Source organism: Allobosea sp. BH3 (assembly GCF_025499465.1).
Lineage (GTDB): Bacteria > Pseudomonadota > Alphaproteobacteria > Rhizobiales > Beijerinckiaceae > Allobosea.
The window spans coordinates 197,670-223,682 of record NZ_JAIMCA010000003.1 but is presented as its reverse complement, the minus strand read 5'-3'; the positions used below and the strand labels follow the sequence as shown (position 1 = coordinate 223,682).

The following is a 26,013-nucleotide window of genomic DNA, read 5'->3' as shown; positions in this document are numbered from 1 at the left end:
CTGATTGTTCGAATCTGCCGATACCAATGTGGCAGATCATCGCGCGTCCGGTATCGGGTATCGGCCCGAGGGCGGCTCAGGGCGCGCCGACCAATGCGACGGCGTCCGGCCCTGCCGGGAAGCGCAGCTGACCCTCAGTGTCGTTGACGGCGTTCCACACCGCTTCCGAGACGTCCGATTCCTTGGTGGTCAGCGATGGCTTAGCGAAGGCCTCCATGATCGGCTTTGCGAAGTCGGCATATTCGCCCGGGAGAAGCCGCTCGACCGGCACGATGGCGTTCGCGCCGAACCGCGTGGTTGGCGCATAGCCCGGCTCGACCAGCTTCGCGCGGATATCGAAATAAGCGAGCTCATGGGCAAGCGACCCCGTAAAGCCCTCTATCGCCTGCTTGCTTGCGGTGTAGGCTGCTGCAAGCGGAAACGCGCCGAGCGTGACACTCGAAGTGACGTTGACGATTACGCCCGAGCGGCGCTCGCGCATCTGTGGGATGACGGCCTGGCACATGGCCATCACACCGATCGTATTAGTCTCGATCAGCGCCCGTACCAGGGACATCGGCATCACCTCGAAGGCGCCGACGCCGCCTACTCCGGCATTGTTGACCAGAACATCGATGGGCCCGGAGGCCTTGATCGCCTCGGCAATACTGTCCTCACGCGTTACATCGAGCGGAAGCAGGCGCAATCGGCTTACATCACCATCGAAGCACGCGGCCTCGGGCCGCCGCATTGTCGCAATCACGTTCCAGCGCTTTGCGAGAAAGTGCTCCGCGATGGCTTTGCCATAGCCAGAAGAGGTGCCAGTGATGAGGATCGTCTTGGTCATTGCTTGTCTCCTGAACATCGATGCCGAACGGGTAGACAAGGCGGTTCGTACGATCCATAATTGAAGATCTTAATTTTGTTACGGATCGTCCATGAAATGGATCCCCTAAGCGACATCGTCTCGCTACTGCGACCCAGTGCAGCGATCTCGAAGCCGATTTCGGCCAAAGGTCGATGGGGCGTGCGTTACGACGCTTATGACGCTCCGGGCTTCACGATCATCCTCACAGGCGAAGCTTGGTTGGCGATCGACGGAAGCGAACCGCTTCGGCTGTCTCGGGGCGACTTTCTTCTTCTGCCCGCAACGCCGGCATTTACGCTCAGCAGCGCCGGTGACGTGTCATGCGAGCCCGTCACTCCTCGCAGTGAAGCTGTTCGGCACGGCGAGCAGGACGGCGAGCCGGACTTCGTTGCCCTGGGAGGCAGCTTCACGTTTGAACGGGCCAACAACCCGCTCCTCCTGGCTTTGCTGCCGAAGCTGATCTTTATCCCTGCATCGGTTGGCCGCGCGACGAGGTTCAGCCGGCTGATTGAGCTGCTCTCGGAGGAGTGCGCGGCCGACTATCCAGGTAGGGAACTGGTGGTTCACCGCATGCTGGAGGTGCTGCTTGTCGAGGCGCTGCGTTGGCAGGGTGTCGATAGCCAAGTGCCGGCAGGACTTCTTCGCGGCCTGCAGGAACCTGCACTCGCTCGCGCCCTGAAAGCCATCCATGCAGATGTTCGCGCCAGTTGGACAGTGGCTGATCTCGCCAGCGCTGCAGGCATGTCGAGATCAGCGTTTTCCGCTCGTTTCAGCGAGGCTCTAGGATGCGCGCCGATCGAGTATCTGGCCCGCTGGCGGATGGCCGTCGCGAAAGATGCCCTGGCGCGTGGCGCAAAGTCGCTCGAACGGATTGCAGACGAAATCGGGTATGAATCGGCAAGTGCGTTCAGCACCGCGTTCCGCAGGCGTTACGGATGCCCGCCCGGAAAGTTTGCTCGCGAACTAACCTAACACTGCCGATTCCGCCGCGAATTCTAAGTGGGGAGCCGCTGCTCAGTGGCCAATGAAGGTCTGCTTTTTGGGACTCACCCAATGGCCGCACATGGCGCAAGATTGCTTCCCTCGATGGGGCTGCGGTACGGTTCCCCAAGCTCGTCCGCGCCCCAGCCACCTTGTTCATTGGGATCGCCTGAAGGGGGCGAAATTGCCGGTTAGCGGTTTTCATGACCTGCGCTTCGAGCCGCACCCCAATTTTCCGGGAGCGGCTGAGGTCTTTGCCCGCATGCAGACCGCGCCGAAATTCGTCTTTTCGCGTGATGTGATCGAGTGGATCGAGGAGCATTCCGGCGACTACACCCACGCGGTGGGTATTGCGATCGGTGCAGGCCGCACCGAGCTTACGAGACGATGCTGGTCGAATGGGAGGAAGGGCCGGATCAACGCTTGTTCTGGCTAGTCGAGGAGGCGGCATCGAACAACTATCGCGTATGATGGGCCATCCATTTTCCCCGCGCCAGTCGCAATCTTGTCTTCGGTCATCCTTTTACCGCTTCGTTCCTCCCGAGCGGCGAAGCCGTTGTTCAGCCATACGACGGCAAGCCAACAACCTCAGCGCACATGCTCTCATTCATCGACTCATACCGCATGACGGCAGGAATAGCCCTCTGCCTCACCATGACGCTGCATGTGCGCGGCATCATCACCCGACCGCCCGCGCCCGTCAGTCCGAAGCTCGATGCCGCACGGATCAAGAAAGGTAAGCCGCCGATCACCAAGGATTACGTCACCGTGCATATCGGCTACGTCACCGATCGGCATGGCAAAAAACACGACTACGAAGAAGGCCGAGGCCGCGTTAAGCCGCATGTGCGCTCCGGCCATTATAAAAACCAAGCCTTCGGTCCGTGTCGGCTCGATCGCAAGAGAATCTGGATCAAGCCCTATCTAGTCAACTACAGGCCCGGCACGACGATCGATCCGCCGCCGCAATATCTCGTCGTCCCTGCCTCCCCGGCATACGAAACATGGCGCTTCGCTATTGAACTAGCCGATCCATTTCGGCGCGCTCGGCCAAAATTGAACCCGTCGATTTGCGGAATTCGGCGAGCAGTCCGTGATCGCAAAGGGGGCTGCCACCCCGAGCTGGAGTGGCAACGTCGGCTTCCGGAATGTCTCAATGTCCGGAAGTGGCGCCATGCTTCCAAATCAAGGATTCGGGTGCCCCGTCGGCCGCCGTCATTCAGTCGCCGTGACCGCCGAGAGCAGCCAGTTCACCGCACTCTCCAGCGCCGCGGATTTACGATAGCGAGGCCAGACAAGATAGAAGTCGGACGTCCCGTGAAGGGCGGTGGAGCCGATCTGGACCAGCCGTCGCTCGGCGATGTCGTGGGCGACGAAGCTCCTGGAGCCGAGAGCGATGCCCTGTGCCGCGATCGCGGCGTCGATGGCGTGGGATGTTTGGCTGAAGCTGATCCGCTTGAAGGCCTGCGCATCCTGTCGCTGTGGCTCGGCTCCAAATTGCCGTTCGATGAACTCCGGCCAGAAATTATGGGCATCATGCAGGAGCGCGAAGGCCGACAGGTTCTCCAGTGTCACCGGCGCCTCCCGGGCGCCGAGCAGCATCGGGCTGCATACGGCGATGATCTCCTCGCTGAAGAGAAGCCGTGATGCCAGCCCGGGCCCGAAAGGCGGTCGGCCATAGCGGACGGCTAGGTCGACACCATCGATCTGGAAATTAGAGATGCGGTCCGTCGCCACGATATGGATGTCGAGGTCGGGGTGCAGCGCGGTCAGGTCGGGCAGCCGCGGGATAAGCCACTTGGATGCAAAGGTCGGTGTCGTGCTGATCGTCAGCCGGGCTGGCTGCGGCTTCAACTCGCCGGTGGCCTGCGCGATGATTTCGAAGGCACGCCGGATATCGGCGATGTAGCGGCGACCTTCGCCGGTCAGAGCCAAGGTCCGCGGCAACCTTTCGAACAGCCGAACTCCCATCTCCGCTTCCAACCCGCGAACCTGCTGCGCCACCGCGCCTTGGGTCACGCCGAGCTCCTCGGCCGCCAGCCGGAAGTTCAGATGGCGTGCCGCAACCTCGAAGGCCTTGAGGCCATTCAGGGACGGAATCTTTCCGGGCGCCGGCATCATCCGATAGTTTTTCTCCTGAAAGATTGAAGGAAAGCTGCTTTGCCTGCCTGCTTGAGCAACCTGTAACTGAAGAAACAGCACGCACGATCAGCGATCCTAAGCGAAGGATATCGTTATGGCAGTAGAAAAAGTGGCGATCATCACGGCTGGTGGCAGCGGAATGGGAGCAGAAGCGGCTAGGCGGCTGGCCGCCGATGGCTACAGGGTCGCGATCCTGTCATCCTCCGGCAAGGGCGAGGGTCTGGCCGCCGAACTCGGCGGCATCGGCATCACCGGCTCCAATCAGTCGAATGACGATCTCGCGCGGCTTGTCGCCGTGACCATGGCCAAGTGGGGGCGGGTCGACGTGCTGGTCAACAGTGCCGGCCATGGGCCACGCGCCCCGATCACCGAGATCACCGACGAGCAATGGCATGCCGGTCTCGACGTCTATCTGATGAACGTCATCCGGCCTGTGCGGCTGGTCACGCCGATCATGCAGGCGCAGAAGGCGGGGGTGATCATTAACATTTCCACGGCGTGGGCGTTCGAGCCGACCGCGATGTTCCCGACTTCGGCCGTGTTCCGCGCGGGTCTGGCGGCCTATACGAAGATCCATGCCGATACCTATGCGGGCGACAATGTCCGTATGAACAACGTGCTGCCGGGCTGGATAGACAGCCTGCCGGCAACCGAAGAGCGTCGTGAGATGGTGCCGATGCGGCGCTACGGCACGAGTGCGGAGGTCGCGGCAACCATCGCATTCCTGGCCTCCGAGGGGGCGGGTTATATCACCGGCCAGAACATCAGGATCGATGGCGGCGTGACGCGGGCGGTCTGAGGCGCCCCATCGTTCCTTTACTCCGGCTGCGCGAGCGCAGCAGCACCACGTCAGGCAAAATAACATGACGGATCTCGACGTTGCCGCGCCAGCGGCCGTGGATAAACATCGCCCGTTCGAGCGGATATTCCTGACGGGAGGAAGCGGCTTCGTTGGTCGGAACCTGATCCGTCATTTCGTCGCTGGCGGGGCCGAGATCACGGCGCTTGCCCGCAGCGACCGGTCGGCCGATCTCGTCCGGATGCTCGGCGCAGTACCCTGCAAGGGTGACATTCTAGATGATGGTCTAGCGGCTGCGATGACGGGCTGCGATGCGCTCGTCCATGCGGCTGCCGATACGAACCATGGGCCGGCGACGGACAGGCAGAGGCTGGTGAACGAGGGCGGGACACGGAACGTCCTGGGTGCCGCCCGTTCGGCGGGCATCCGCAAGGCGATCCATCTCAGCACGGAATCCGTGCTCGCCACCGGCCGGCCGCTGGTCAACGTGGACGAGACGGCTCCTCTGCCCCGCCGGCCCGCCGGCGGCTATTCACGCAGCAAGGCGGCGGCCGAGCGCATCGCGCTCGCGAACAACGCGTCGGGGTTCGCCGTCGTCGTGCTCCGTCCGCGTTTCGTATGGGGCCGCGACGATACGACCGCGCTTCCCGCGCTGATTGACGCGGCTCGATCCGGAAAGCTCGCCTGGATCGGCGGCGGAACCTACCTGACCTCGACCACGCATATCGCCAATCTCTGTGCGGCCGTCGAACTTGCACTCGCGAATGCGCGCGGAGGCACGGTCTATTTCATCGCCGATGAAGCCCCGGTCCAATTCAGGGATTTCGTATCGGCCTTGCTGGAGACGCAGGGTCTGGCTCCGCCGGAGAAATCCATTCCGCGTCCCGTCGTCAGAACAATCGCGGGGATCGGCGACCTGCTTGCCGCCGTCACCGGGGGCAGGATCGTGCCTCCCCTGACGCTGCAGTCCTACGCCGCGTCTGCGGTGGAAATCTCCCTGGATATCGGGAAGGCCCAGCGCGAGCTGGGATATGCCCCCGTGATCTCACGGGACCAGGGATTGGACGAGCTTCGATCCGCTCAGCACCGATAGTCTTCGAGGCGCGGCGCTCCCTCGGGCTTGCCAGCCTTGATCCAGTCCACCTTGCCACGCAGGAAGCGCAGGGCCGCATCGAGCGCGGCCCTGCGCTCTTCCAGCCGCTCGATCTGCGTCTGCAAGATCTCCAGCGTGCGCTCCGGCGAATGCGCGCCGAGGCGATACTCCTCGTTGAGCGCCAGGATCTCCCCGAGCGAGTAACCCAGCGTCTGCTGCAGCCGGATCAGTCGGGCGGCCGTGACATCATCGGGCTTGAACAATTGATAGGGATTTGAACCGCCCTTGGCACTGCGCTCGGGCTTCAGCAGGCCCTTCGCGACATAGAAACGGACCGTATCGACGGGCAACCCGGCGGCTTTCGCGAACTCCGAAATCAGCATGCATTGAGCCTTGACCATGGACTATGGTCAATACTTATAGAGGCTGCTTGTCGAGATGTGGAGAGTTCTCATGACAAGCGAAAACAGCATTCTGCCTCAGGTCCAGCTCGGTCGCGGCGGCCCACTCATCGGAGCCCAGGGATTGGGCTGCATGGGTATGAGCGAGTTCTACGGCGAAACCGACGAAGTCGAAGCCCGCGCGACACTCGATCGCGCCCTCGCGCTCGGCGTGACGATGTTCGACACCGCCGACATGTATGGACTCGGCGCCAATGAGACGTTCCTCGGCTCCTTCGTCCGCGCTCACCGTGACCACGTCGTCATTGCGACCAAGTTCGGCTATGCGCGCGATGCCGCCAACCCAGACGACTGGAGCTTGGATAACCGCCCGGAGCACATCCGCGCTGCGGCGGACCGTTCGCTGAAGCGCCTCGGCGTCGACGCGATCGACCTCTACTACATGCACCGCCGCAGCAGCGACGTCTCACTCGAGGATTCTGTCGGCGCCATGGCGGAACTGGTCGCTGCCGGCAAGGTCCGGCATCTCGGGCTGTCGGAGGTCAGCGCCGAGGAACTGAGGGCAGCCCACGCGATCCACCCCATCGCCGCGCTCCAATCGGAGTGGTCGCTGTTCAGCCGGCAGATCGAGGCGTCCGTCGTGCCTGTCGCGGCCGAGCTCGGGATCGCGATCGTACCCTACGCCCCGCTGGGCCGCGGGCTACTGACCGGCAAGCTCCTGCCTGCGGCTCTGCCGGAGGGCGATGCGCGCAGGAACTTTCCCCGCTTCGCGCAAGAGAACAGCGAGGCCAATCAGGCGCTCATCGCCGGCATTCAGACCCTTGCCGTCGCCCGCGGTATCACGGCCGCGCAACTGGCGCTGGCCTGGCTCCATGACCGTGCCCGGTTCCATGACGTGGCCGTTATACCCATCCCGGGGACCCGCAAGGTTGAGCGGCTCGAGGAGAACGTCTCGGCAGCCACTTTGGCGCTGACCGCCAGCGAGCTCGCCGTGCTGGAACCCATCGCGGCGGCCGTCAAAGGCGTCGCCATCTAAGTGTGAGCAGACAGCCTGTCGGTAGCGAGAACCTCGGTCGAGCGACGGCAGGCTCAGTCGCCATGGAAACCGCATCTGATGACCGGCAGGGGCGCGGATGCCGCTGCCGGCTGAATCTCAAGGAACTTAGTGACTATGCCGCTTCAACTTCGCAGCGTTGCTTTCCTGATCATGCTGGCCTCGGCTCTTGCCGGTTGCCATACGACGTCATTAGGCAAGGCCGTCGGCTACCCGCCGCCGCCTTCCAGAACCATGGGACAGTAGGGGAAGAGAGGCGCAGCGGGCAGCTGCAGGTATTGGGCACCGAAGTGAAGTGCTTTCGTGGCCCCAAGCGCTCAGAGGTCTCTCTCTTCCCGCAAGGTCTGGTTTTGGGCAGAGTCCCAATGTCAGGAAACGGCGCTGAATGCAAAACAGAACCTAGCGGTATTGGCCGTTGCCGCGAGGCCTGCTGGCGGTCGCGTGGTCTTCGCGTCTTTGCGTTGACCGCGGCGAATGCAGGCCCGCACGAGGATACCGAAGCGGTCCGTCATTCCCCCTGGAAGGGATGACGGATGATTGTCTCGACGACACTGAGATCGTCAAACTGTACGTCCGAGGCGCCACGCCCTCGGACGCACCATTATAAGTCGGTCATTTGCGCTCCAGCGCGGCAGCCAGGTTTTCCAAGACCCCGAGCTGCTGAAGAATGACCGACGGAAGATTGTAGCAGTGGAAGGAGGTGACCTTGCCGTCCTTCAGGTGGAACACATCACAGCACGGCGCATCCATCCGCCTACCGGTCGGAGGCAGAACACCGCCGGGCAGGTGGAAGTCGCCTTCGTGCGTTCCCTGCAGAGCCAGTTCGACGATCACCACGTCGTCCTTGACATAGAGATCGTACAGCTCGCGATGCATGTCGGGAAATGCCGCCACCATCGCCTCGACGGGCAGGCCGATGTCCTTGCCATGGTATTTGCGGCCGCCTGGTACGTCGTAGAAATAGCCGTCATCGGCAAACAGGGAGACGAATTTGTCCGTGTCCTTGGACGACGCTTCGGCAACGGCGTAGAGCGTGCGGATGATTTGTTCGTTGGTCGGCATGAAGGGATGCACCTGTTCGATTGAGTTCGGAGGGAGAAGAGGGCTGCCGCCGGGTGCGGTTGCCCGATCGAGGTCCGCGACTCAGATCTGTGCCTGGCCGCCATCGACGAACAGTTCGACACCGTTGACGAAGCTCGCGTCATCGGAAGCCAGAAACAGAACGGCTTTCGCGATTTCCTCGGGCTGACCAACCCTGCCGGCAGGGATCAAGCTGGCGAGATAGTCCTTGGTGCCCTTCGCCTGCTCGCCGCCGCCAAAGAGCTCATTGAGTCCCGCCGTCTCGGTCACGCCGGGGCTGATCGCATTGACGCGAATGCGCCGGTCCTTGAGATCGAGAATCCAGTTCCGGGCGAAGTTGCGTACCGCGGCTTTGGTGGCGGAGTAGACGCTGAAGGCTGGTGTCCCGGAGATGCTGGTGGTCGAGCTCGTCAGGATCACGGACGCTCCATCCCTCAGCAGCGGCAGGGCTTTCTGGACGGTGAAGAGCACGCCCTTCACATTGGTGTCGAAGGTGCGCTGGTAGTGCTCCTCGGTGATAGCGCCGAGAGGAGCCATCTCGCCGCCGCCCGCATTAGCGAAGACCACGTCGATCTGCGCATGCTTCTGCTGGACCACATCGTAGAGGCGATCGATGTCGGCAAGGTTCGACATGTCCCCGCGAACACCGGTGACCTTGCCGCCGATCTGCTTGAGCGCTGCGTCGAGAACGCCCTGCCGGCGGCCGGTAATGAACACCGACGCACCCGCGGCGGAAAACGCCTTTGCGGTCGACAGGCCGATGCCGCTCGTTCCGCCCGTAACGACTACAACCTTGTTCTCGAATCTGCTCGTCATTGTCGATCTCCTCGAAGTCTGGCGACGGCGAAGCGCCGCTGCCTTTCTGAAATGCGACAAGAACGATGATGCTTGTAGCCGCCAAATATGGCACTCATCGTTCCATCTGAGGAACGATGATGAAAATCGATCTCAACGATTACGTCTATTTCGCCGAGGTGGTCGCCCATGGCGGGTTTGCGCCTGCCGGACGAGCTCTGCGTGAACCCAAATCGAAGTTGAGCCGGCGCATCGCCGCGCTGGAGGATCGGCTCGGATTACGTCTCATCGAGCGTTCGAGCCGGCGCTTTCGCGTGACCGATACCGGGCTGGCGTTTTACGATAGATGCCGGGCGATCATGGCGGAGGCCGAACAGGCCGAGACGCTTGTGATGCAAGCCCAGGCGGAACCGCATGGCCGCTCCGCTTCAGTTGCCCGACCGGGTTGGTCGAGCCGATATCCAGCCTGATATCGTCGTTCCTGGCCAGATATCCCAAGGTGCGACTGCAACTCGTTGCGACCGACCGGCCGGTCGACCTCATCGCCGAGCGCATCGATCTCGCACTGCGGGTCCGTGCGGCGCTGACGAGCGACGCGGCTTTGACGATGCGCACGCTTGGGTTGTCGACGCGCATTCTCGTTGCCGCTCCGCGGTTCGCGAGCGAGATCGCGGATGTCGAACAACTGACCGGGGTGCCGACCCTCTCGACCAGCGATGACGCCGACGATCTCGAATGGCGGCTCGAACACGAGGAGGGCCGCAGCCATTCCGTGCGCGTGACCCCGAGAATGGGCTGCGCCGATATGATGGCCGTTCGCCATGCTGCCATCGAGGGGCTGGGCGTCGCCATCTTGCCCGATCATGTCTGTCGTGACGCGCTGTCCGACGGGCGCCTCGTCCGGGTCTTGCCCGCATGGCACGGACTCAAAGGCATCGTGCATCTGGTCTTCACGACCCGACGCGGCCTACCTCCTGCGGTCCGGGCATTGATCGATCATCTCGCTGCAGGATTTCAGAAAGAGCTGGCGACGAAGGCGACGGCCTGAAGCAGGCGTTTGGCGGCGACGCGCCAACATTTCGTCGTGCGTAAGGCCTCAGCTCGGCGGGGTCCGCTTTCGGGCAATGAGCCAGCGTCTGCTAGTGGCGCGAGGCAGTCCAAGAGCCACGAGTTTGGACTGTCCATAGTTGCTGATCCTGAGCGATATTGAGTAGATTTAAGAGCAGCTGCGCATCACCCAAAGGCGGATGGGCGTTCTCGTCGGAACACCTATAAGCCCGTCGCTGCGATTTACATGAAGACATGCCTTTCGCAGCCCGTGGGGCCGACCTTGTTAACGAGTTCACCGCGGCGAGTGTTCGGTGGAGAAGAACGAGAAGATAGATCGACGCATTTCGCAGTTTGAACATGCGTTACAATAGGCCGGGATATCTCTCCGAGTGCAGGAAATAGACCGCCTATGATCACAATCAACTCCAGCATTTCGATATCTCCAAATGCCTGAATAGCTCGACAAGCGCGGCCCGCACCGAATTGTCCGGAGGCAGGACTATGACGCAGGCGCTGCTGACGCAGCGTCGTCATATGTGCTAACGTTTGATGTAGTGGGGAACCACGATTTCAAGCGTGCTTTAAGTGCGCCGCCGAATTTGTCGAACGACTGCCGATTTTGTCTCAGTTTGCTTGCGTCACAGCATTGAGGCTGGACGGAGACCGCGATGGCCGTGACGAGCGACCCAGTGCTGACAATGTTCAATATCGTCCGGGCCAAGGCCCTGGAGGATTTGAGCGGCAAGATTTGCGTGGTTGAGCGGGCCACACAGTCAAATCGTACTTACACCTACCAACTGCAGGATCGTGCTCTCTGGCGCCCGCGCTCAGAACAACCAATCTTCACACTCGCGACGCGCGGGGCTGGCTCGATCTTGGCGAGTTTTGTCGAGAGCAGTTTCAGCACAGAGGTAACAGTAGATGGCGATGAAGGGAGCCTCTATTGCTTCACGACGATGCTCGCGGGCCATGCAACCTTGGAGCAAAAGGGCAGCTCCACGACCGCCACAAAACAATCTGGCCTCGCTTGGAGACCCAGCCCAGGCGGCCGTCTTTTGTTCAGTGACGACAACGTTCGAACGAATGTGTTTTTGAAGGTCGCGGATATTGAAAGGGTGCTGGAACAAATGCTGGATGAGGGGTTGCGTCGGCCGCTCATTTTCGAGCCCGGCCTCGATTGGGGCTCCGGGCTGACGGCCAGTCTGAAAAGTCTGCTCGATTTCGTTACATCGGAGTTCCAACGCAGGGACGGCATTGCCAGTAGCCCAGTCGCACTCGCATCACTGACAGACGCGCTCATCTCGCTTCTTCTGAGGGGCGCGGCGCATAACTATTCCGATCGGCTCGCCGACTCAGCCGGAAACCCAATGCCGGCCTATGTTAGACGCGCAGAGGATTTCATGCGCGCCCATGGCGCCGAGCCCATCCGAATGTCGCACATCGCTGCGGCTGCGGGGTGCAGTTTGCGAACCTTGACCACTGTCTTCCGGCATTTTCGCGGCAAAACCCCATTGGCCGTATTGCACGCTGTTCGACTTGATCTTGCCCATGCCGATCTTGCTCGGAGCCTAGGCCACGCCTCAGTCACAACCATTGCCCGGCGATACGGTTTCACCAATACGGCGCGCTTTGGGGCCGCCTTTCGTCGCCGCTTCGGCAAAACTCCGACTGAAATCGCCCGGTATGCGTCTATTCGAATAAGCCACGCACACTCTGAGCTTCCAAAGGATCTAAACCGTCTATGATTTGATAGATCCTGAAACCAGATAGGCTCCACAAATTTTCTGCTGCAATTTCCCGGCTCTCGCGCGGCGACGGCATCCTAGTTTTCGGCGAAAAGCTCTCCGCTTTGGTCTCCACTCCAAGATTGGACGCCGGGGACAAATCCGGCAGCGGATCGACAAATTCGGCAATAAACAATTTCCCGATACTTGAACGAGTCCGTCTTCGTCGTCCAGCATCGCGCAGCTACCCCCCTTGCAGAACGCGCTTGGGACGAGCGGTAGCGGCACCGGGCGCGTGAAAACTCAATTCCCCGTTCAAACCATTTGAACCCAGGAGGCGCGCATGAGAAGATTTGCGGTATTCGCTGTGAACCTCTGCATCTTGTGCGGCGGCCTCGCTGAAGGTGCGCAATCGGCGACGCGTCAGGCTCGCGCCTGTTCTGCCTGGGACAAGGAACTCGCTCGCATGCTTGAGCGTAGCGAGCTGTTCAACCTCCACACCGCAAATCTACGTCAAGGTATTCACGTTGAAGTTTTCAAGCTGCGTGAGCGATGTGTTCGTGACATCAGCATGGCCTCCCTCAATCGTTATGTCATGCTCATGAAGCTCCTATATGACGATGAGGCCGACGAGTTTGAGAGTTTCAGTAGCGAGTGAGTAGCGGAGGAGACTAAGGGACTTAGGACTTCTGATGCGACAGCGGCACGCGCTCGGCGTCGGTCCGCTTTCGGGAGTGGGCCCAATGTCCGGAAGTGGCGCATAGCATTTTTTCACGCCTCATGCGGGAACGAGATAGCTCGTTATTGCGTCCTTGCCCTCACTGATCTGATGCAGCATGAGCTGAGGAGGCTCCTGCACGATCTCGAACACTCCTGTCCGGACAAAATCCAGCGCGAACTGATAAGTTGCCGACGGCGCAATGACGACGGGTATCTGCGCCAAGCGCGTGAAGATAGCCCGATGGACATGGCCGCTCAGGATGCCGAGGATGTCGGCGCGCCGTTCCAACAGCTCCATCAGCCACTCGCGGCCCAATCTCAGGCCGATTGCATCCATCGACGGAATCCCGGTCTGACAGGGTGGGTGGTGCATCACGATCAGGGTCGGCTTGGTGCCGGTATCGTTGAGCTCCTTCTCGAGCCAATGGAGCTGTTCGTCCGATAAGGCGCCATGGGCGTGCCCCTCCACGAGCGTGTCGAGGCCGATGATCCGAACGCCGCCGATGTGACGTTGGAAGGCAAGGTGAGAGGCGGCGCGCCCCATTTCCTCACTAAAGGCCCGGCGCAGTGGTTCCCTGAGATCGTGATTGCCCGGCACGACGACGAAGGGCACGCCGAGCCCACGCAGTCCGGCCGCCACGAAGGCATACTCGGCATCCGTGCCGTCATCACCGACGTCGCCGCTGACGACGATCATGTCCGGACGCGGATCCAGTTGCGCCACGCTTCTCAACAGTTGCGTGAACGCCAAGCGCGTATCGACGCCGCCGACCAATTTGCCCTCGGCGACGGCGTGAAAATCAGTGAGTTGCAGAATGAGCATTGTCCCCTCGTCCCTGCATGCGCCTTTCTGCGCATGCTTCGCCGGCAGGCATTTCGTCAAGGGATCTGAGGCGAAATGTGGATATTTGTGCAGATTGTATAAATTTAATGCCGCTTATCCAATTTTATCCTCCTTCGCGTAATGCCACTGTCATGGTCGGAAAGCAGAAGCGCTTACGCCCGGACGGCTCGGCGATTGCGCATGACGCGATCAGGCGCGTCGTGGCTCGTCAGAGGTCGGCCCGGCAACCGCGATTGGTTTCCAGGTCCCGTTGTCCCCACGTCGCCTGGAGAGTTGTAAATGTCGAGCAAATCCACATTCGGCCAAGCCCCGCATGGAATCTCGCGTCGCCGCCTTCTCACCACCGGCGCCGCCACAGTCGCGAGCGCCACGTTCCTGCGCGGCGCTCAGGCTCAGGCCAAGACCAAGCTTCAGTTCATGTATCCTGTTGGCGTCTCTGGTGACATCAACAAGCTCGTCGCCGGCATGATCAGCAAGTTCAACGCCGCCCACCCGGCGATCGAGGTCGAGGCGATCTACGCCGGCAATTACGACAACACCGAGCAGAAGGTGATGACAGCCATGGGCGTCGGCGACCCTCCGTCGACCTTCCTGCCCATCAACTCGGCGCTGCAGGCATTCCTTGGCCTGGACGGCCTGGCCGACATTACCGCCAAGGCCAAGGCCGACGACATCTACACGGACTTCATCCCGGGCTTCCTCGAGACCTGCGTCTCGGACGGTAAGCTCCACGGGCTGCCCTTCCAGCCCTCGACACCGGTGCTCTATCTCAACAAGACCGCAATGAAGGAAGCCGGCATCGCCAAGGCTCCGGAGACCTGGACCGAACTCATGGACGTCGCAAAGGCGCTCACGATCCGCGACAAGGGCGAGCTGAAGCGCTGGGGCTTGACCATCGGCGGCGGCTGGCACGACTGGATCTTCGAGTGCTACTGCCGCCAGAACGAACTGGTGCCGTGGACCAAGGACAAGGTGTTGTTCGACAATCCGGCCGCGCTCGACGCGCTGGAATTCTGGGTGAAGATGGAGCAGGCCGGCGTGATGCCGAAGGCTTCGACCTGGGAAGGCTCGGCCAACGACTTCATGGCCGGGCGCACCGCCATGCTCTACCACTCGACCGGGTCGCTCACGAACCTGCGCAAGTCGTCCTCCTTCGAAGTGGACGTGGCCTTCATGCCGAAGAACAAGACCTTCGGCGCGTGCCAGGGCGGCGGTCCGATCATGATCGCCAAGAAGCAGTCTGACGCCGCGATCGAGGCGAGCTGGGCCTTCGCCCGCTGGATGACCAGCACCGAGGTGCAGTCCCAATGGGGCCGCGACACCGGCTATCTCGCCGTGCGCAAGTCGTCCTGGGAGACGCCCGAGATGAAGGCTTATCTCAAGGACGTTCCGCAGGCCAAGGTCGCGCTCGACCAGTCGGCCTATGCCGGCGCTTTCCTCCAGGTTCCGGGCTACAGCAAGGTCCGCGAATATCTGAAGAGTGCGCTCGACCGCACGCTGGCCGGCGAGATCAAGCCGGATGCGGCGCTTAAGGAAGCCAACGCCAATTCCAATCGCGAGATCCAGCGCTTGCTGCGTCGCCGCGGCTGATCGCTATTGCCGCCCGCCGCCTTCGCGGCGGGCGGTCCTTCGCAACTCCGGAGACGTCTGAATGGTCGTCGGCGCCACGCTTCAGGCCCGCATCCGCGAGGCTGGCCTCGCCTATCTGCTGCTGCTGCCGTCGCTCGTCTTCCTGGCGGCCTTCACCTACTGGCCGATCCTGCGCTCGATCTGGTTCAGCTTCCACGACGTGGTGCTGGGCGACAGCAAGATCATCTGGCTGGGCCTGGAGAACTACCAGCGCCTCTGGGAAGATCGCCTGTTCTGGAAGGCGTTTGGCAATACCGCCTTCTACACGATCATCACCATCCCCGTGGCGATCACCTGTGCGTTGCTGATGGCGGTGGCGCTGGATTCCAAGCTACGCGGCATGGCGATCTACCGTTCCGCCTTCTTCTATCCCGTGATGATCCCGTCGGTCGCAGCCGGCATGGTCTGGGTCTTCCTCTATTCGGCGAGCTACGGTCCGATCAATCAGGGGCTGCGGCTGATAGGCCTGCCCGACACCGCCTGGCTCTACGACAGCACCTGGGCGCTGCCGGCCATCATGGTGATGAGCGTCTGGAAATATTCGGGCTACTTCATGCTGATCCTTCTGGCGGCCCTGAAGCTCGTGCCCTCGGACCTCTATGAAGCGGCACGTCTCGATGGCGTCTCGGCTTGGCACCGCCTGATCCACATCACGCTGCCGCTGATCTCGCCGACGCTCTACTTCGTCGTCATCATCGGCCTGCTGCATTCCTACCAGATCTTCGACTACGTCTACGTCATGACGCATGGCGGGCCGGCGGACGCCACCAACGTGCTGACCTTCTACATCTACCAGAACGGCTTCCAGTATCAGGACATCGGCTATGCCTCGACACTCGCCAACGTTCTGCTGCTCTTCGTCGGCGGGCTGATCGCGGTGATCGCCACCGTCTTCGGCCGGCGCATTCACTATCTGGGGCGCTGAGCATGACGAGCCTTTCATCCGAGACAACCTCGGTGCCGGTGCTCACTGGTCCCCGCCCTGCCCTCGCCGCCCTTCGGCGCGGCTGGCTTCATCTGGTGCTCGTGCCGATTGCGCTGCTCTGGCTGAGCCCGTTGCTCTGGATCCTCGTGACGTCGCTCAAAGCGCGCACCGAGGTCTTCGATCCCGCCGCAGGATTCTGGCCGCAGGCGCTGGAATGGGGCAACTACCCGGCAGCCCTCTCGGTCGCGCCGTTCGGCACCTATCTCGTCAATTCGATCCTGGTGACGGGTGGCATCCTGGTCGCCCAGCTCACAACCATCACACTCGCGGCCTATGCCTTCGCGCGGCTGAATTTCCCCGGCAAGAACCTGCTCTTCACGCTGTTCCTGCTGCAGATCATGTTCCCGATCTACGCGACCTTCCTGACCAACTTCGTCACGGTGCGAGAACTCGGCATCCTCAATTCGCTGCCGGCGATGATCGTGCCCTTCGTCGCTTCCGGTTACGGCACCTTCATGCTGCGACAAGCCTTCCGGCAGGTGCCGACGGAACTCGCCGATGCGGCGCGCCTCGACGGCTGCGGACATTTCGGCATTCTCTGGCACGTCTACCTGCCGCTGGTGAAACCGACGCTGATCGCCTTCGGCATCATCACCGTCGTAACGCACTGGAACGACTACATGTGGCCGCTGCTCGTCACCAACAGCGAGGGCGTGCGCACCCTGCCGATCGGGCTCGGGCTGCTCGCCAAATCCGACAGTGGTGCCGACTGGACGCGCCTTATGGCGGCAACCGTCGTCGTGGTCTCGCCGCTGCTGCTGCTCTTCGTCATCTTCCAGCGTCGCTTCGTCGACAGCTTCATGCACGCCGGACTCAAGTAAGGATCGGGATCATGGCCGAGGTCGTTCTTAAGGGCGTGAGCAAGGCCTATGCCGGCCGCCCGACGGTGCACGCGGTCGATCTGACCGTCGCCGACAAGGAATTCATGGTGCTGGTCGGCCCTTCGGGCTGCGGCAAGTCGACAACGCTACGCATGATCGCGGGGCTGGAGGACATCACCTCCGGCCGCTTGCTCATCGACGGTGCAGACGTCACGCACGCCCAGCCGCAGAAGCGCGACATCGCCATGGTGTTCCAGTCCTATGCGCTTTACCCGCATATGACCGCCTATCGGAACATGGCCTTCGGCCTGCTCAAGACCACCAATCTCGGCAAGGTCGAGGTTGACAGGCGTATCCGCGAAGCGGCGGAGATCCTGCACATCACGCATCTGCTGGACCGCAAGCCGAACCAGCTTTCCGGCGGTGAACGTCAGCGTGTGGCGATCGGCCGGGCGCTGGTGCGCCAGCCCAAGGTCTTCCTCTTCGACGAGCCGCTCTCCAATCTCGACGCCAAGCTGCGCACGCGCATGCGCGGCGAGCTCAAGCGCCTGCACAAGGAACTGGGCCTGACGGTCATCTACGTTACGCACGACCAGATCGAGGCGATGACGCTGGGCACCCGCGTTGCGATCCTCTCCGAAGGTCGCCTGCAGCAGGTCGGCCCGCCGATGGAGCTCTACATGCGCCCGGCCAACACATTCGTCGCCACCTTCATCGGCACACCCGAGATGAGCCTGCTGCGCTGCGCGGTAACGCCGGACGGCGAGGGTAGCCTGCTCCAGCACGAGCGCTTCACGACGACATTGGCGGCGCGCCCTGGCGCTGCCGACGTGTTTCTCGGCGTGCGTCCCGAGGAGATTCGGCTGACCCGGCCCGCTGAGGGCATGACGAGGGGCATCGTCGAACGCACCGAACTGATCGGCTCCGAAGCACTGGCGGAAATTCTAATCGGTCAGGACCGCATCGTCGCCCGCATGCCGGTGTCCGAGGCCCCGGAAAGCGGAGCCGAGGTCTCGCTGTCTTTCGATCTGACCCGGGCCCGCCTGTTCGACGCCACCAGCGGGCGCGCGCTCGCAGCCATTTAAGAGATCGCAGAATGTCCCAGACTTTGCGGCAGCAGCAGATCGTCGGCTGGCTGCGCGAGATACAGGCCAGCACGGTGCTCGATCTCGCCGATCACTTTCAGGTCTCCGACGAAACCATTCGCCGGGACCTCAAGTCGCTTGCGGAGAACGGCATCGTCGAGCGGTTCCACGGGGGCGTCCGGCTCAACGATGTCGGCTGGGAGGCGCCGTTCGAGCGCCGTCTGCAGGAGCAGGCCGTCGCCAAGCGGCGTATCGCGATCGCGGCGGCCGAGCTCATCGAGGATGGGGCGACCATCCTGCTCGACAACAGCTCGAGCTCCTGCTTCCTGGCCCGCGAACTTGCGAAAAAGCGCAGCCGCCTCACGGCTATCACCTTCTCTTTCGAGGTCGCGAGCATTCTGTCGTCAGCCGGCCCCCAGCACCGGGTGATCCTTCCCGGCGGCGAGCTTCGGGCCGAGGACCGTACGATCGTCGGCCCTTCGGCCATCGACTTCGCCAGTCAGTTCGCGCCGGGCCTGTTCGTCATGTCGGTCGCAGCGGCGTCGCCAGTCCGCGGGTGCATGGATTTCGACATGTTCGAGACGGAGTTCAAACGCGCGATGATCCCGTTGGCGGAAAGGGTCATGCTCTTGCTCGATAGCTCGAAATACGCACGACATGGCCTGATACACGTCTGCGATTGGCAGTCCGTGAACGTTTTCGTCAGCGATGCCCCGCCGCATGAGGGAGTAGCGCTCGCGCTGGATCACGCCGAGGTGGTCATAGCGTCGTGACCTCGGTCTCGATCTTGCAGCTTGGGCTTGTCAGTCCTCCGAAGCTTTGAGCCGGTTCGCCCTCTTCATCGCAAAAAAGGGCCACCAGTGCGATGCGGCGATGCCGAGCAGCGTGGCGGAACTCGGACATCGATCCGAAGCAGTTCGAACGACTGATCCACCAATATGCGGCCAATATCACCGGGGCTGCCGGTCCGTTGGGGCCTAGCGACGTGCTGCGTGTGCGGTTCTGGCTGACGCTCCTGCTTTACAAGGCGCGGTACCCTGAACTGCCGAATGGTCTCGACGCCACTTCGGAGGAGCAAGGCTGGCCTAGGATGGCACTGCGCGTCATCTCCGCCTTCTTCTGCGGGAACCGCCCGCCCATCACCCGGCTGATGATCGCGAAGGAATATACCGGGATGCCGGTGGGCTTCCTCGAATGCTGGGCGACGGTTCTGTGGACCCTCGACGCCATCGATGCTGTCCTCGGCAGATCGGCCCGCCATCAAGGATTCATCGAGTTCGTTCGAAAGGCCCGGGCCGAGGTCGCGAAAATCCTCGGCCTCACTCAAAGCGAAATGAAATCCGAAACGATGACGAGCACGAAATCAAAGCTGGACGATGCCCTCGGTGTCCGTCTTAGGCTGCAAGGCAAGGCCGCCGCCTGACAGTTCGCGCGCCTCGTTCCACTGTGCGAAGAAGATCCGGCGGAGCTGCAGGATATCCGGCCTCGGCGCAAACCTCCGACGACGATCTCATGCCAATCTTCGAACTGTATTCCACCTGGAGGCTCAAGCTCCCGACCGCTCGGATGGTTAGCCGGGCCAAGTTGTGTGCAGCCCGGTTCGGATGCAGGACGGATGCACCTCATCCTGCCACGCTTCGCAGGAGCGATCGCTTCGTTCTCGATCCGGCGCTTCAAGAAAAGAACACGACAGCGGAATTAGCGCTGCGTGGCAGTGCCTGTCGGCGCCGGTAAAACGCGCCTCAGGCTCACGTCAGTCAAACGATTCCTGGCCGGAGCTAGGGTGTCATAAGACGGTGTCTATCTTGGCATTGTGGTATGTCGCGACTCGACGCCCTCGCGAGACATGACTGCGGAAATCCAATCGCTGCGTGCCTGGAATGCGCGGCGGCTAGAGGCTGAGAGAAGCCGAAAGCCCCGATCACTAGCATCACTGGCGCCGGATCAGCGGCGGCGGAAAATAGGTGCCGTTCGCCACGCCTTCCGTCGGTCGGTAGAACCGGAAGGTCAGCCGGTATTTTCCACCCTTCGGCGTTGGAGTCGGTAGCCAGTTTCCATCGGGCGCGTCCGCGGGCTTTTTATCGCTGAAGTACAGGGTCAGGGAGCCGTCCGAGCCGAATGTCAGTTTCGATTGGTTGTTTATCAGGAAGCGGTTCAACGGGTTCGGCAAGACGCGGAAGCGGTGCCCATCGACGGCGATCACTGACCAGAAGAAGGTCGCGGACTGCGCGGGGAGTTGGTCCTTCGGGAATGTCAGGGTGTAGACGTGGTCACCGCTGAGTTCATTACCGTCCCGATCCCGGCTCCCGCGATAATACAGCACCTCCGGCTTGATGTTGGCCCAGATACCGCCGTTGTTGACCAGCGTTCGCGCCAGATAGTCTAGGCCATATTCGCCCACGACTCCCGGCCGCGCCCAGCCATTCATCACCGTCCCATGGCCGATCCTCTCTCCGGCCTTGGCGAAGGCGGTGAAGGCGTGGGTTCGTATCGATTGATCGACGCGAGCTCGCTCGCCCGGCTCCTTGACTGCCTCGGCGATCTCCTGCGCCTTTCGTTGGAGATCCTCCAGGCCTACGCTGAGGTCCGGTTCGCCATCCAAGGCAATCGCCGCCGCCTCGAAGGCCTCGACACCCGGCGGGGTCTCGATCTCGAAGATCGGTGTCGGCGCGATTGCCGGCGTCTTCGGTGTCCCCGTAGCTTTCAGCTTGAACTGATGCTGCAAGGCGATCGCACCAGCCGGATCGGATCCGAGTTCGACGCGGGCGAGGACGCGGGACGTGCGCACCGGGAGGTCGATGCGTGTCGCCCCCGCCGGAAGGTCGACCTTCGCGTCGCGAAGGCACACGGCGAACTCACCGAACGGCCGCTTGGGAAAGAGCCGTTCGTTGATGTTGGCGACGGTCTCGCCCCAGCCGTTCAGGAAGTGGACCGTGTAGTAGCGGCCCTCGACCTTGGGGACGGTGACGATCGTGCAGCTCGACTCATCCGTCGCGACCCAGGCTTCCGAATAGGCGACGTCGAGGTTCGGGTTCGGCCAGTCAACCTCTCCGGGCTTGCGGTGGACGAGCTCGTTCCACTTGAAGCCCTCTTTGAAGTCCACCTGCTGCTGGCGCGTGATCAGCAGACGCCCAAGAAGATAGATGTAGGCGTCGCTGATCTCCTGATCGGAGGCCTTCACCGATTGCGCCTGAAGGGTCGCTCCCGGAAAAACGATGAAAGACCCGAGAACGGCAAGTGCGGCCAGGCCGCGAAGCGTCGCTTTCATGTCCCCGCTCCCTACCGTGATCTACCGCTTGAAGCCGATCAGGACGCCGTCGGCACCCAGAGAGAGTTGCAGGCCCTTGCGACGTGTCGCCAGGCGCAGCGTCACCCCCTTGTCGTTGCGCAGCCAAAGTTGGCCGCGCCCTTGGTCGCCGATGGCCCATCCTTCGCGCAATTGAACATAGGCCCCGGCAAAATCGCCGCGCCGCTTCAATCCATAGACGGTCCCGGTCGCGGTGAGCTTGGAGGCGCCGATGCCACCGACGCCAAGGCCACCGACCGTGATGCCGTAGTTGCGGCCACCGAAGGTCAACGTGCCGCCGCCGATCTCGCCTGACGCGATGAAGGCAAGCTGGACCTGCTCGATGCGGACTTTCCCCGTCGGCGGCCCCAGTTGGCCCTGCTGCGCACTTGCCGGAACGGCCAGAAGCATTCCGGCAAACAGAACCGACATCGCCATCCTGAAACGCATCAGCCTCTCCCGCGCCCTCGCTGTTGGGGCCTTGGAGTTGTAGCAAGCTCGGGATGGGGCGGAATTCGGTAACAGTAACCGGGTCGAACGCCGTCAGGACAGTGACTGTCACAGAGGCCGCTGGGTCGCGTTCCAGCAGTCAGGCGCGTGATCGCTAGTGCTTGACGACGCGTGCTTCGGCGGTCGGCGTCGGCGCTGGCTTGTGGCCGATCGGGAAGGCGATGGAGAAAAGCCCGATGGTGCCTTCGGGGCGGTTCTTCACATCGACTTCGCGAAGCACCTTGAGGCGGGCCGTTATCGGTGTACCGGCAAGCTCGAAGGAGTAGCTGATATGGCCGCCGAGCGCGGTGGTTCGCCCCTTGTAGGGGCCGAGCGACGCGCCCGCGCCGCCATCGCCACTAATCTGTTGGTAGTGCGAGGCAAGGAAGCCGACCGACCACTCCTTGGTCAGCGTCTTGGTGATGGCGAGATCGCCGTGGATCGCATTGCCGCTCTTGTAGTCGGTGTCAGGGTTCTGGCCATTGATTTCCAACCCCACCGCGCCCGATACGTCCAGTCCCAGGACCGGATCGAACCAGGTCGCCGCGAAGGTGAAGTCGCCGATCCATCGGTTGAACGAGAGGTTCGAAAGCTCGCCGTCCTGATAAGTTCCGGACGGGATGTTGACCGAGGCGGCCACTTGCCAATGGAAGTTGCCGTGATGCCAGCCCACGAAACTCGACACGATAGGATCGCCGAACAGGAAATCCGCATCGCGCAGACCGATGCCGAAGGTTCGCCCGAAGCGAGGCGCTGCGATCAGCGCGCCCGCGCTGACGCGAGGGACGCCGAACGGGAGTGAAACGGCGAAACCGAGGTTGCCGCCGAAAATCTGGAGTGGCGTGACCCATGTAGGCGTCAGGAAGGCGGCCCTGGCCTCAACCTTCACGTTGGCGACAACGGCGCCTCCGAGCTGGGTCTGCGTGCGCGCCGACTGACGACCCGAATAGGAATAAAGGTCGGTCTCGAAATAGAAGCCGGGTGGTGGAACGAAGCCCGCCATGGGGCCGTGGAATCCGGGAACGAAGAGGCTGGCGCCGCCTTCCGTAGCCCGACCGCTCGAAGGCGACAGGGCAGCAGCGGCCACGGTCATGAGAAGTCCAGCTCGAATCAGCCGCATTGCGAAAGCCTCGACCATTTGAAGGCGGAAGCTCCCGCGTTCACGCAACAGCGTCAAGCGAACTCCGGAATGCAGGATTGCCTGCATCCGGTAACGGTTACTGACTGTGCGCTCGTCGATCACCGAGGCAGAGTGTTCCGCTGCGGCACAACCCGGCGCGGTGAAGGCGGGACGCCTATGGAAGCAACTCGAAAACGCGGACTCGCGCGGTTGATGCTGCGATGGCCCGATCGTCGAACGACGCTGAAGGCGAGGTTCTTGAACGACACCTCTGTCTCGGAACTCTGTGAAGCCTACGAGACCGCATGCGAGGCCGTCACATACTGGGCCAAGTCGCCCGCCGCTAATGCAAGCCAGAAATGTGAAGAGTACCGCGCGCTCGCGTCCGAGACCGAGCAGGATCTTCTTCGCCTGATATCGTAAAATTCGAAGCAATTTCATGAGCGCAAAGCGATGTTGCTTGCGACGCGAAGTTGAGCAATGGTGCGGGACACCACCTCTCATATGCGTCATGTCCGGGCTTGGGAGCGAAGCATGGGCGGCAGTGTATCGGCGGATGAATCTGGGCTACCTCCTGGTGTGATCATCGGCGCGCTCGAGGAGCTCGTCGGTCACGCAGGCCTTCGGCTCTCCGAACGCAATCGGCGTTTCCTCGATTTCGTCGTCCGCGAGACACTTGCGGGCCATGCCGACCGCATCAAGGCTTATACAATCGGTGTCGACGTCTTCGGCCGGGACCAGACTTTCGACCCCGCCGTCGATCCCATCGTCCGGATCGAAGCCAACCGTGTCCGGTCGGCCCTGGCCGCCTACTACGACCGCGAGGGCCGCAACGACCGCCTCCGGATCTCGATGCCGGCGGGCACCTACGTCCCGACCTTTGCCCATGTGGACGGGACCCACCTCGAAGAGCAGCCGACACCGACCGAGGTCCCCGCTACGGCACGATCGATCCTGGTTCGCGACCGGTCCGGAACCCTGGATGCCGAAAGCGCCTTACGCCGCGACCTGTTCACCAATGCGGTGATGAGGAGCCTCGGGCAATGCGGTTTCAAGGTGTTCTGGTCCCCGTCCGAGGCCGATCCGGCTGGTGCACTGGCGGTCGGCCCGCGCCTGCCGGCCTCACGATGCCTAGACATCGCGGTTCATGCGCTCGGATCGCACCGCCGCTACTCCTGGCGCCTCTGGGAGTCAGATAGCAGCGCCGTCCTGCTCTGCGATCACTGCGACCTGGAGGTGTCGAACGCGCCCTGCGTCGATCTGATTGACAGGACCGCCGAGATGGCCGTCCGGGACGTCGCTGCCGCCGTGGTCAAGGCATAAATCCCGGCCCGTTCGCAGTTACCGTTACCGACTTAAGTCCCTGCTTGGGCCGTGCCAGCTTGCGCGAGCGCGCCGAGGCGGATGCTTCGCCGAAGCTGCGCGCCCGTTCGAAGGAGTGCTCGATGAAACGTCAGGGATTGCTCGCAGCGGTTGCCATGTCCGCCTTCATGAGTTGGGCCGCGCCGGCCGTCTCGCAGACCACCCCGGCGCCCTCCGCTCCCGCCCCGACCCAGCAGAGGCCGAACATCCTCGTCATCTTCGGCGACGATATCGGCCAATCCAATATCAGCGCCTACTCGCACGGTCTCGTCGGCTACAAGACGCCGAACATCGACCGGATCGCCAAGGAAGGCATGATGTTCACCGACTATTACGCGGAGAACTCATGCACGGCCGGACGCTCGACCTTCATCACCGGACAGGTCTGCCTTCGCACGGGCCTTTGCAAGGTCGGCATCCCCGGCGCCACGGTCGGCTTGCAGGACCGCGACGTCACCATCGCGCAGGCGCTGAAGCCCCTCGGCTACGCGACGGGCCAGTTCGGCAAGAACCATCTCGGCGATCGCGACGAGTTCCTGCCGACCCGGCACGGCTTCGACGAGTTCTTCGGCAATCTCTATCATCTCAACGCCGAGGAGGAACCTGAGCGCCCCTACTACCCGAAGAACGACACAGCCTTCGTGAAGGCCAACTCGCCGCGCGGCGTCCTCAAATCCTCGGCCGATGGCAAGATCGAAGACACGGGACCGCTGACCCGCAAGCGGATGGAGACCATCGACGACGAGACAACCGCGGCTGCGGTCGACTTCATCCAGCGGCAGGTCAAGGCGCAGAAGCCCTTCTTCACCTGGATGAATACGACGCGCATGCACGCATTCACCCATGTGCGGGAGTCGATGAAGGGTGTCAGCGGCATGCCGGGCAACGATTATGCCGACGGCATGCTCGAGCACGACGGCGATGTCGGCAAGCTCCTCAAGGCGATCGACGATCTCGGCATCGCGAACAACACCATCGTCATCTACACGACCGACAACGGCCCCAACCAGTGGTCCTGGCCGGATTCCGCGACCACGCAGTTCCGCTCCGAAAAGGACACGAACTGGGAGGGCGCCTTCCGCGTCCCGGCAATGATCCGCTGGCCCGGCCGCGTGAAGGCCGGCGAGGTCTCCAACGAGATGATCTCGGGCCTAGACTGGTTCCCGACGCTGGTGGCCGCCGCCGGCGACGGCGAGATCAAGGAGAAGCTGGCCAAGGGCACGTCGCTGGGGAACGCGCAGGCCAAGGTGCATCTCGACGGCTACAACCAGCTCCCTTACCTGACCGGCCAGCAGCCCAAGTCGGCACGCAACGAGTTCTACTATTTCAACGACGACGGTGAACTGGTCTCCTATCGCTTCAACGACTGGAAGATCGTCTTCTGCGAGCAACGCGCTCCGGGCGGTTTCACCGTCTGGTCCAATCCGTTCACCTGCCTGCGCGCGCCGAAGGTCTTCAACCTGCGCATGGACCCGATGGAGCGCGCCGATGTCGTCTCGGACCAGTATTACGACTGGCTCGCCAAGAACGCCTACCTTATCCAGTACGGCGTCTATCGCGTCGCACCCTTCCTCCAGACCTTCAAGGACTTCCCGCCGAGCCAGCGGCCGGCGAGCTTCAGCGTCGACCAGATGGTCGATGCGCTGATGAAGAACCTCGAGAACACCGCCTCCAAGGCCTCGAAATAGGCACCCTGCCCACGGGCT

Annotated in this window: 24 protein-coding genes and 2 pseudogenes; 17 read left to right on the top strand and 9 right to left on the bottom strand. The window is 62.3% G+C overall.

Features of this window, described 5'->3' with window-relative positions:
- Positions 1-76 precede the first annotated feature (76 nt).
- Positions 77-826 (bottom strand): SDR family oxidoreductase, encoded by a 750-nt coding sequence (locus BoBH3_RS10015; RefSeq protein WP_262330657.1) that lies wholly within the window; start codon positions 824-826, stop codon positions 77-79.
- A gap of 96 nt (positions 827-922) precedes the next feature.
- Here BoBH3_RS10015 and BoBH3_RS10010 point away from each other — a divergent pair, with 96 nt between their 5' ends.
- The 3 genes and pseudogenes from BoBH3_RS10010 to BoBH3_RS24570 form a co-directional block, all read left to right on the top strand.
- Positions 923-1,819 carry an AraC family transcriptional regulator gene (locus BoBH3_RS10010; protein ID WP_262331165.1) on the top strand — a complete coding sequence of 299 codons (897 nt, stop codon included), beginning with the start codon at positions 923-925 and terminating at the stop codon, positions 1,817-1,819.
- A 52-nt stretch (positions 1,820-1,871) separates the two neighbouring features.
- Positions 1,872-2,264 (top strand): hypothetical protein, encoded by a 393-nt coding sequence (locus BoBH3_RS10005; protein WP_262330656.1) that lies wholly within the window; start codon positions 1,872-1,874, stop codon positions 2,262-2,264.
- 161 nt (positions 2,265-2,425) lie between these two features.
- A pseudogene (locus BoBH3_RS24570) lies at positions 2,426-2,749 on the top strand (AcrVA2 family anti-CRISPR protein); the annotation flags it as partial.
- Between the two features lie 294 nt (positions 2,750-3,043).
- Here the strand turns inward: BoBH3_RS24570 and BoBH3_RS10000 are convergent.
- On the bottom strand, positions 3,044-3,949 hold the full coding sequence (locus BoBH3_RS10000) for a LysR substrate-binding domain-containing protein (protein ID WP_262331164.1): 906 nt from the start codon (positions 3,947-3,949) through the stop codon (positions 3,044-3,046).
- Positions 3,950-4,064: 115 nt separating this feature from the next.
- Between BoBH3_RS10000 and BoBH3_RS09995 the strand changes: the two genes are divergently transcribed.
- A complete protein-coding gene (locus tag BoBH3_RS09995; protein ID WP_262330655.1) occupies positions 4,065-4,769 on the top strand; it encodes an SDR family oxidoreductase in 705 nt (234 codons plus the stop codon).
- Positions 4,770-4,833: 64 nt separating this feature from the next.
- Positions 4,834-5,862 carry an NAD-dependent epimerase/dehydratase family protein gene (locus BoBH3_RS09990; protein ID WP_262330654.1) on the top strand — a complete coding sequence of 343 codons (1,029 nt, stop codon included), beginning with the start codon at positions 4,834-4,836 and terminating at the stop codon, positions 5,860-5,862.
- On the opposite strand, the gene BoBH3_RS09985 is transcribed toward BoBH3_RS09990, so the two are convergent.
- Positions 5,850-6,245 (bottom strand): MerR family transcriptional regulator, encoded by a 396-nt coding sequence (locus BoBH3_RS09985; protein ID WP_262330653.1) that lies wholly within the window; start codon positions 6,243-6,245, stop codon positions 5,850-5,852. The two genes, BoBH3_RS09990 and BoBH3_RS09985, sit on opposite strands and share 13 nt — an antisense overlap.
- 70 nt (positions 6,246-6,315) lie before the next feature.
- Between BoBH3_RS09985 and BoBH3_RS09980 the strand changes: the two genes are divergently transcribed.
- Complete coding sequence (locus tag BoBH3_RS09980; RefSeq protein WP_262330652.1) at positions 6,316-7,299, top strand: aldo/keto reductase; 984 nt, start codon at positions 6,316-6,318, stop codon at positions 7,297-7,299.
- A 630-nt stretch (positions 7,300-7,929) separates the two neighbouring features.
- On the opposite strand, the gene BoBH3_RS09975 is transcribed toward BoBH3_RS09980, so the two are convergent.
- Both BoBH3_RS09975 and BoBH3_RS09970 read right to left on the bottom strand, forming a co-directional pair.
- Positions 7,930-8,379, bottom strand: a complete 450-nt coding sequence (locus tag BoBH3_RS09975) for a nuclear transport factor 2 family protein (RefSeq protein ID WP_262330651.1) — start codon at positions 8,377-8,379, stop codon at positions 7,930-7,932.
- 81 nt (positions 8,380-8,460) lie between these two features.
- Complete coding sequence (locus BoBH3_RS09970) at positions 8,461-9,213, bottom strand: SDR family NAD(P)-dependent oxidoreductase (protein WP_262330650.1); 753 nt, start codon at positions 9,211-9,213, stop codon at positions 8,461-8,463.
- A gap of 116 nt (positions 9,214-9,329) precedes the next feature.
- Here BoBH3_RS09970 and BoBH3_RS09965 point away from each other — a divergent pair.
- The 3 genes and pseudogenes from BoBH3_RS09965 to BoBH3_RS09955 all read left to right on the top strand — a co-directional run bounded on the left by BoBH3_RS09965 (position 9,330) and on the right by BoBH3_RS09955 (position 12,624).
- A pseudogene (locus BoBH3_RS09965) lies at positions 9,330-10,240 on the top strand (LysR family transcriptional regulator).
- A gap of 670 nt (positions 10,241-10,910) precedes the next feature.
- Positions 10,911-11,987, top strand: a complete 1,077-nt coding sequence (locus tag BoBH3_RS09960) for a helix-turn-helix domain-containing protein (protein WP_262330649.1) — start codon at positions 10,911-10,913, stop codon at positions 11,985-11,987.
- 322 nt (positions 11,988-12,309) lie between these two features.
- Positions 12,310-12,624 carry a hypothetical protein gene (locus BoBH3_RS09955; protein WP_262330648.1) on the top strand — a complete coding sequence of 105 codons (315 nt, stop codon included), beginning with the start codon at positions 12,310-12,312 and terminating at the stop codon, positions 12,622-12,624.
- 120 nt (positions 12,625-12,744) lie between these two features.
- Here BoBH3_RS09955 and BoBH3_RS09950 read toward each other — a convergent pair whose 3' ends face one another.
- The gene (locus BoBH3_RS09950) at positions 12,745-13,509 is read right to left on the bottom strand and encodes a phosphodiesterase (protein ID WP_262330647.1); all 765 of its coding nucleotides are present in this window, start codon (positions 13,507-13,509) and stop codon (positions 12,745-12,747) included.
- 300 nt (positions 13,510-13,809) lie between these two features.
- Between BoBH3_RS09950 and BoBH3_RS09945 the strand changes: the two genes are divergently transcribed.
- The 6 genes from BoBH3_RS09945 to BoBH3_RS09920 all read left to right on the top strand — a co-directional run bounded on the left by BoBH3_RS09945 (position 13,810) and on the right by BoBH3_RS09920 (position 19,473).
- Positions 13,810-15,120 carry an ABC transporter substrate-binding protein gene (locus tag BoBH3_RS09945; protein ID WP_262330646.1) on the top strand — a complete coding sequence of 437 codons (1,311 nt, stop codon included), beginning with the start codon at positions 13,810-13,812 and terminating at the stop codon, positions 15,118-15,120.
- Between the two features lie 61 nt (positions 15,121-15,181).
- On the top strand, positions 15,182-16,084 hold the full coding sequence (locus tag BoBH3_RS09940; protein ID WP_262330645.1) for a carbohydrate ABC transporter permease: 903 nt from the start codon (positions 15,182-15,184) through the stop codon (positions 16,082-16,084).
- Positions 16,085-16,086: 2 nt separating this feature from the next.
- Positions 16,087-16,965, top strand: coding sequence for a carbohydrate ABC transporter permease (locus tag BoBH3_RS09935; protein ID WP_262330644.1), 879 nt, complete (start codon positions 16,087-16,089; stop codon positions 16,963-16,965).
- A gap of 11 nt (positions 16,966-16,976) precedes the next feature.
- Positions 16,977-18,050 carry an ABC transporter ATP-binding protein gene (locus tag BoBH3_RS09930; RefSeq protein WP_262330643.1) on the top strand — a complete coding sequence of 358 codons (1,074 nt, stop codon included), beginning with the start codon at positions 16,977-16,979 and terminating at the stop codon, positions 18,048-18,050.
- 11 nt (positions 18,051-18,061) lie between these two features.
- Positions 18,062-18,823 carry a DeoR/GlpR family DNA-binding transcription regulator gene (locus BoBH3_RS09925; RefSeq protein WP_262330642.1) on the top strand — a complete coding sequence of 254 codons (762 nt, stop codon included), beginning with the start codon at positions 18,062-18,064 and terminating at the stop codon, positions 18,821-18,823.
- Positions 18,824-19,140: 317 nt separating this feature from the next.
- Positions 19,141-19,473: a hypothetical protein gene (locus BoBH3_RS09920; protein ID WP_262330641.1), complete on the top strand. Its 333-nt coding sequence runs from the start codon at positions 19,141-19,143 to the stop codon at positions 19,471-19,473.
- A gap of 507 nt (positions 19,474-19,980) precedes the next feature.
- Here BoBH3_RS09920 and BoBH3_RS09915 read toward each other — a convergent pair.
- From BoBH3_RS09915 to BoBH3_RS09905, 3 genes are all read right to left on the bottom strand, one after another.
- Positions 19,981-21,318, bottom strand: coding sequence for a DUF1214 domain-containing protein (locus BoBH3_RS09915; RefSeq protein WP_262330640.1), 1,338 nt, complete (start codon positions 21,316-21,318; stop codon positions 19,981-19,983).
- Positions 21,319-21,339: 21 nt separating this feature from the next.
- A complete protein-coding gene (locus tag BoBH3_RS09910; protein WP_262330639.1) occupies positions 21,340-21,774 on the bottom strand; it encodes a hypothetical protein in 435 nt (144 codons plus the stop codon).
- 166 nt (positions 21,775-21,940) lie between these two features.
- Entirely contained in the window at positions 21,941-23,068 is a 1,128-nt protein-coding gene (locus BoBH3_RS09905) for a SphA family protein (protein WP_262330638.1), read from the bottom strand.
- A 411-nt stretch (positions 23,069-23,479) separates the two neighbouring features.
- Between BoBH3_RS09905 and BoBH3_RS09900 the strand changes: the two genes are divergently transcribed.
- Both BoBH3_RS09900 and BoBH3_RS09895 read left to right on the top strand, forming a co-directional pair.
- The gene (locus BoBH3_RS09900; protein WP_262330637.1) at positions 23,480-24,268 is read left to right on the top strand and encodes a hypothetical protein; all 789 of its coding nucleotides are present in this window, start codon (positions 23,480-23,482) and stop codon (positions 24,266-24,268) included.
- A gap of 122 nt (positions 24,269-24,390) precedes the next feature.
- Positions 24,391-25,995: an arylsulfatase gene (locus BoBH3_RS09895; RefSeq protein ID WP_262330636.1), complete on the top strand. Its 1,605-nt coding sequence runs from the start codon at positions 24,391-24,393 to the stop codon at positions 25,993-25,995.
- Positions 25,996-26,013 lie beyond the last annotated feature (18 nt).

What these genes read in the sequence shown, in the direction of transcription:
- BoBH3_RS10015 (WP_262330657.1), bottom strand. Translation starts at nt 826, where the DNA reads ATGACCAAGACGATCCTCATCACTGGCACCTCTTCTGGCTATGGCAAA.
- BoBH3_RS10010 (WP_262331165.1), top strand. Translation starts at nt 923, where the DNA reads ATGGATCCCCTAAGCGACATCGTCTCGCTACTGCGACCCAGTGCAGCG.
- BoBH3_RS10005 (WP_262330656.1), top strand. Translation starts at nt 1,872, where the DNA reads ATGAAGGTCTGCTTTTTGGGACTCACCCAATGGCCGCACATGGCGCAA.
- BoBH3_RS10000 (WP_262331164.1), bottom strand. Translation starts at nt 3,949, where the DNA reads ATGATGCCGGCGCCCGGAAAGATTCCGTCCCTGAATGGCCTCAAGGCC.
- BoBH3_RS09995 (WP_262330655.1), top strand. Translation starts at nt 4,065, where the DNA reads ATGGCAGTAGAAAAAGTGGCGATCATCACGGCTGGTGGCAGCGGAATG.
- BoBH3_RS09990 (WP_262330654.1), top strand. Translation starts at nt 4,834, where the DNA reads ATGACGGATCTCGACGTTGCCGCGCCAGCGGCCGTGGATAAACATCGC.
- BoBH3_RS09985 (WP_262330653.1), bottom strand. Translation starts at nt 6,245, where the DNA reads ATGCTGATTTCGGAGTTCGCGAAAGCCGCCGGGTTGCCCGTCGATACG.
- BoBH3_RS09980 (WP_262330652.1), top strand. Translation starts at nt 6,316, where the DNA reads ATGACAAGCGAAAACAGCATTCTGCCTCAGGTCCAGCTCGGTCGCGGC.
- BoBH3_RS09975 (WP_262330651.1), bottom strand. Translation starts at nt 8,379, where the DNA reads ATGCCGACCAACGAACAAATCATCCGCACGCTCTACGCCGTTGCCGAA.
- BoBH3_RS09970 (WP_262330650.1), bottom strand. Translation starts at nt 9,213, where the DNA reads ATGACGAGCAGATTCGAGAACAAGGTTGTAGTCGTTACGGGCGGAACG.
- BoBH3_RS09960 (WP_262330649.1), top strand. Translation starts at nt 10,911, where the DNA reads ATGGCCGTGACGAGCGACCCAGTGCTGACAATGTTCAATATCGTCCGG.
- BoBH3_RS09955 (WP_262330648.1), top strand. Translation starts at nt 12,310, where the DNA reads ATGAGAAGATTTGCGGTATTCGCTGTGAACCTCTGCATCTTGTGCGGC.
- BoBH3_RS09950 (WP_262330647.1), bottom strand. Translation starts at nt 13,509, where the DNA reads ATGCTCATTCTGCAACTCACTGATTTTCACGCCGTCGCCGAGGGCAAA.
- BoBH3_RS09945 (WP_262330646.1), top strand. Translation starts at nt 13,810, where the DNA reads ATGTCGAGCAAATCCACATTCGGCCAAGCCCCGCATGGAATCTCGCGT.
- BoBH3_RS09940 (WP_262330645.1), top strand. Translation starts at nt 15,182, where the DNA reads ATGGTCGTCGGCGCCACGCTTCAGGCCCGCATCCGCGAGGCTGGCCTC.
- BoBH3_RS09935 (WP_262330644.1), top strand. Translation starts at nt 16,087, where the DNA reads ATGACGAGCCTTTCATCCGAGACAACCTCGGTGCCGGTGCTCACTGGT.
- BoBH3_RS09930 (WP_262330643.1), top strand. Translation starts at nt 16,977, where the DNA reads ATGGCCGAGGTCGTTCTTAAGGGCGTGAGCAAGGCCTATGCCGGCCGC.
- BoBH3_RS09925 (WP_262330642.1), top strand. Translation starts at nt 18,062, where the DNA reads ATGTCCCAGACTTTGCGGCAGCAGCAGATCGTCGGCTGGCTGCGCGAG.
- BoBH3_RS09920 (WP_262330641.1), top strand. Translation starts at nt 19,141, where the DNA reads ATGGCACTGCGCGTCATCTCCGCCTTCTTCTGCGGGAACCGCCCGCCC.
- BoBH3_RS09915 (WP_262330640.1), bottom strand. Translation starts at nt 21,318, where the DNA reads ATGAAAGCGACGCTTCGCGGCCTGGCCGCACTTGCCGTTCTCGGGTCT.
- BoBH3_RS09910 (WP_262330639.1), bottom strand. Translation starts at nt 21,774, where the DNA reads ATGGCGATGTCGGTTCTGTTTGCCGGAATGCTTCTGGCCGTTCCGGCA.
- BoBH3_RS09900 (WP_262330637.1), top strand. Translation starts at nt 23,480, where the DNA reads ATGGGCGGCAGTGTATCGGCGGATGAATCTGGGCTACCTCCTGGTGTG.
- BoBH3_RS09895 (WP_262330636.1), top strand. Translation starts at nt 24,391, where the DNA reads ATGAAACGTCAGGGATTGCTCGCAGCGGTTGCCATGTCCGCCTTCATG.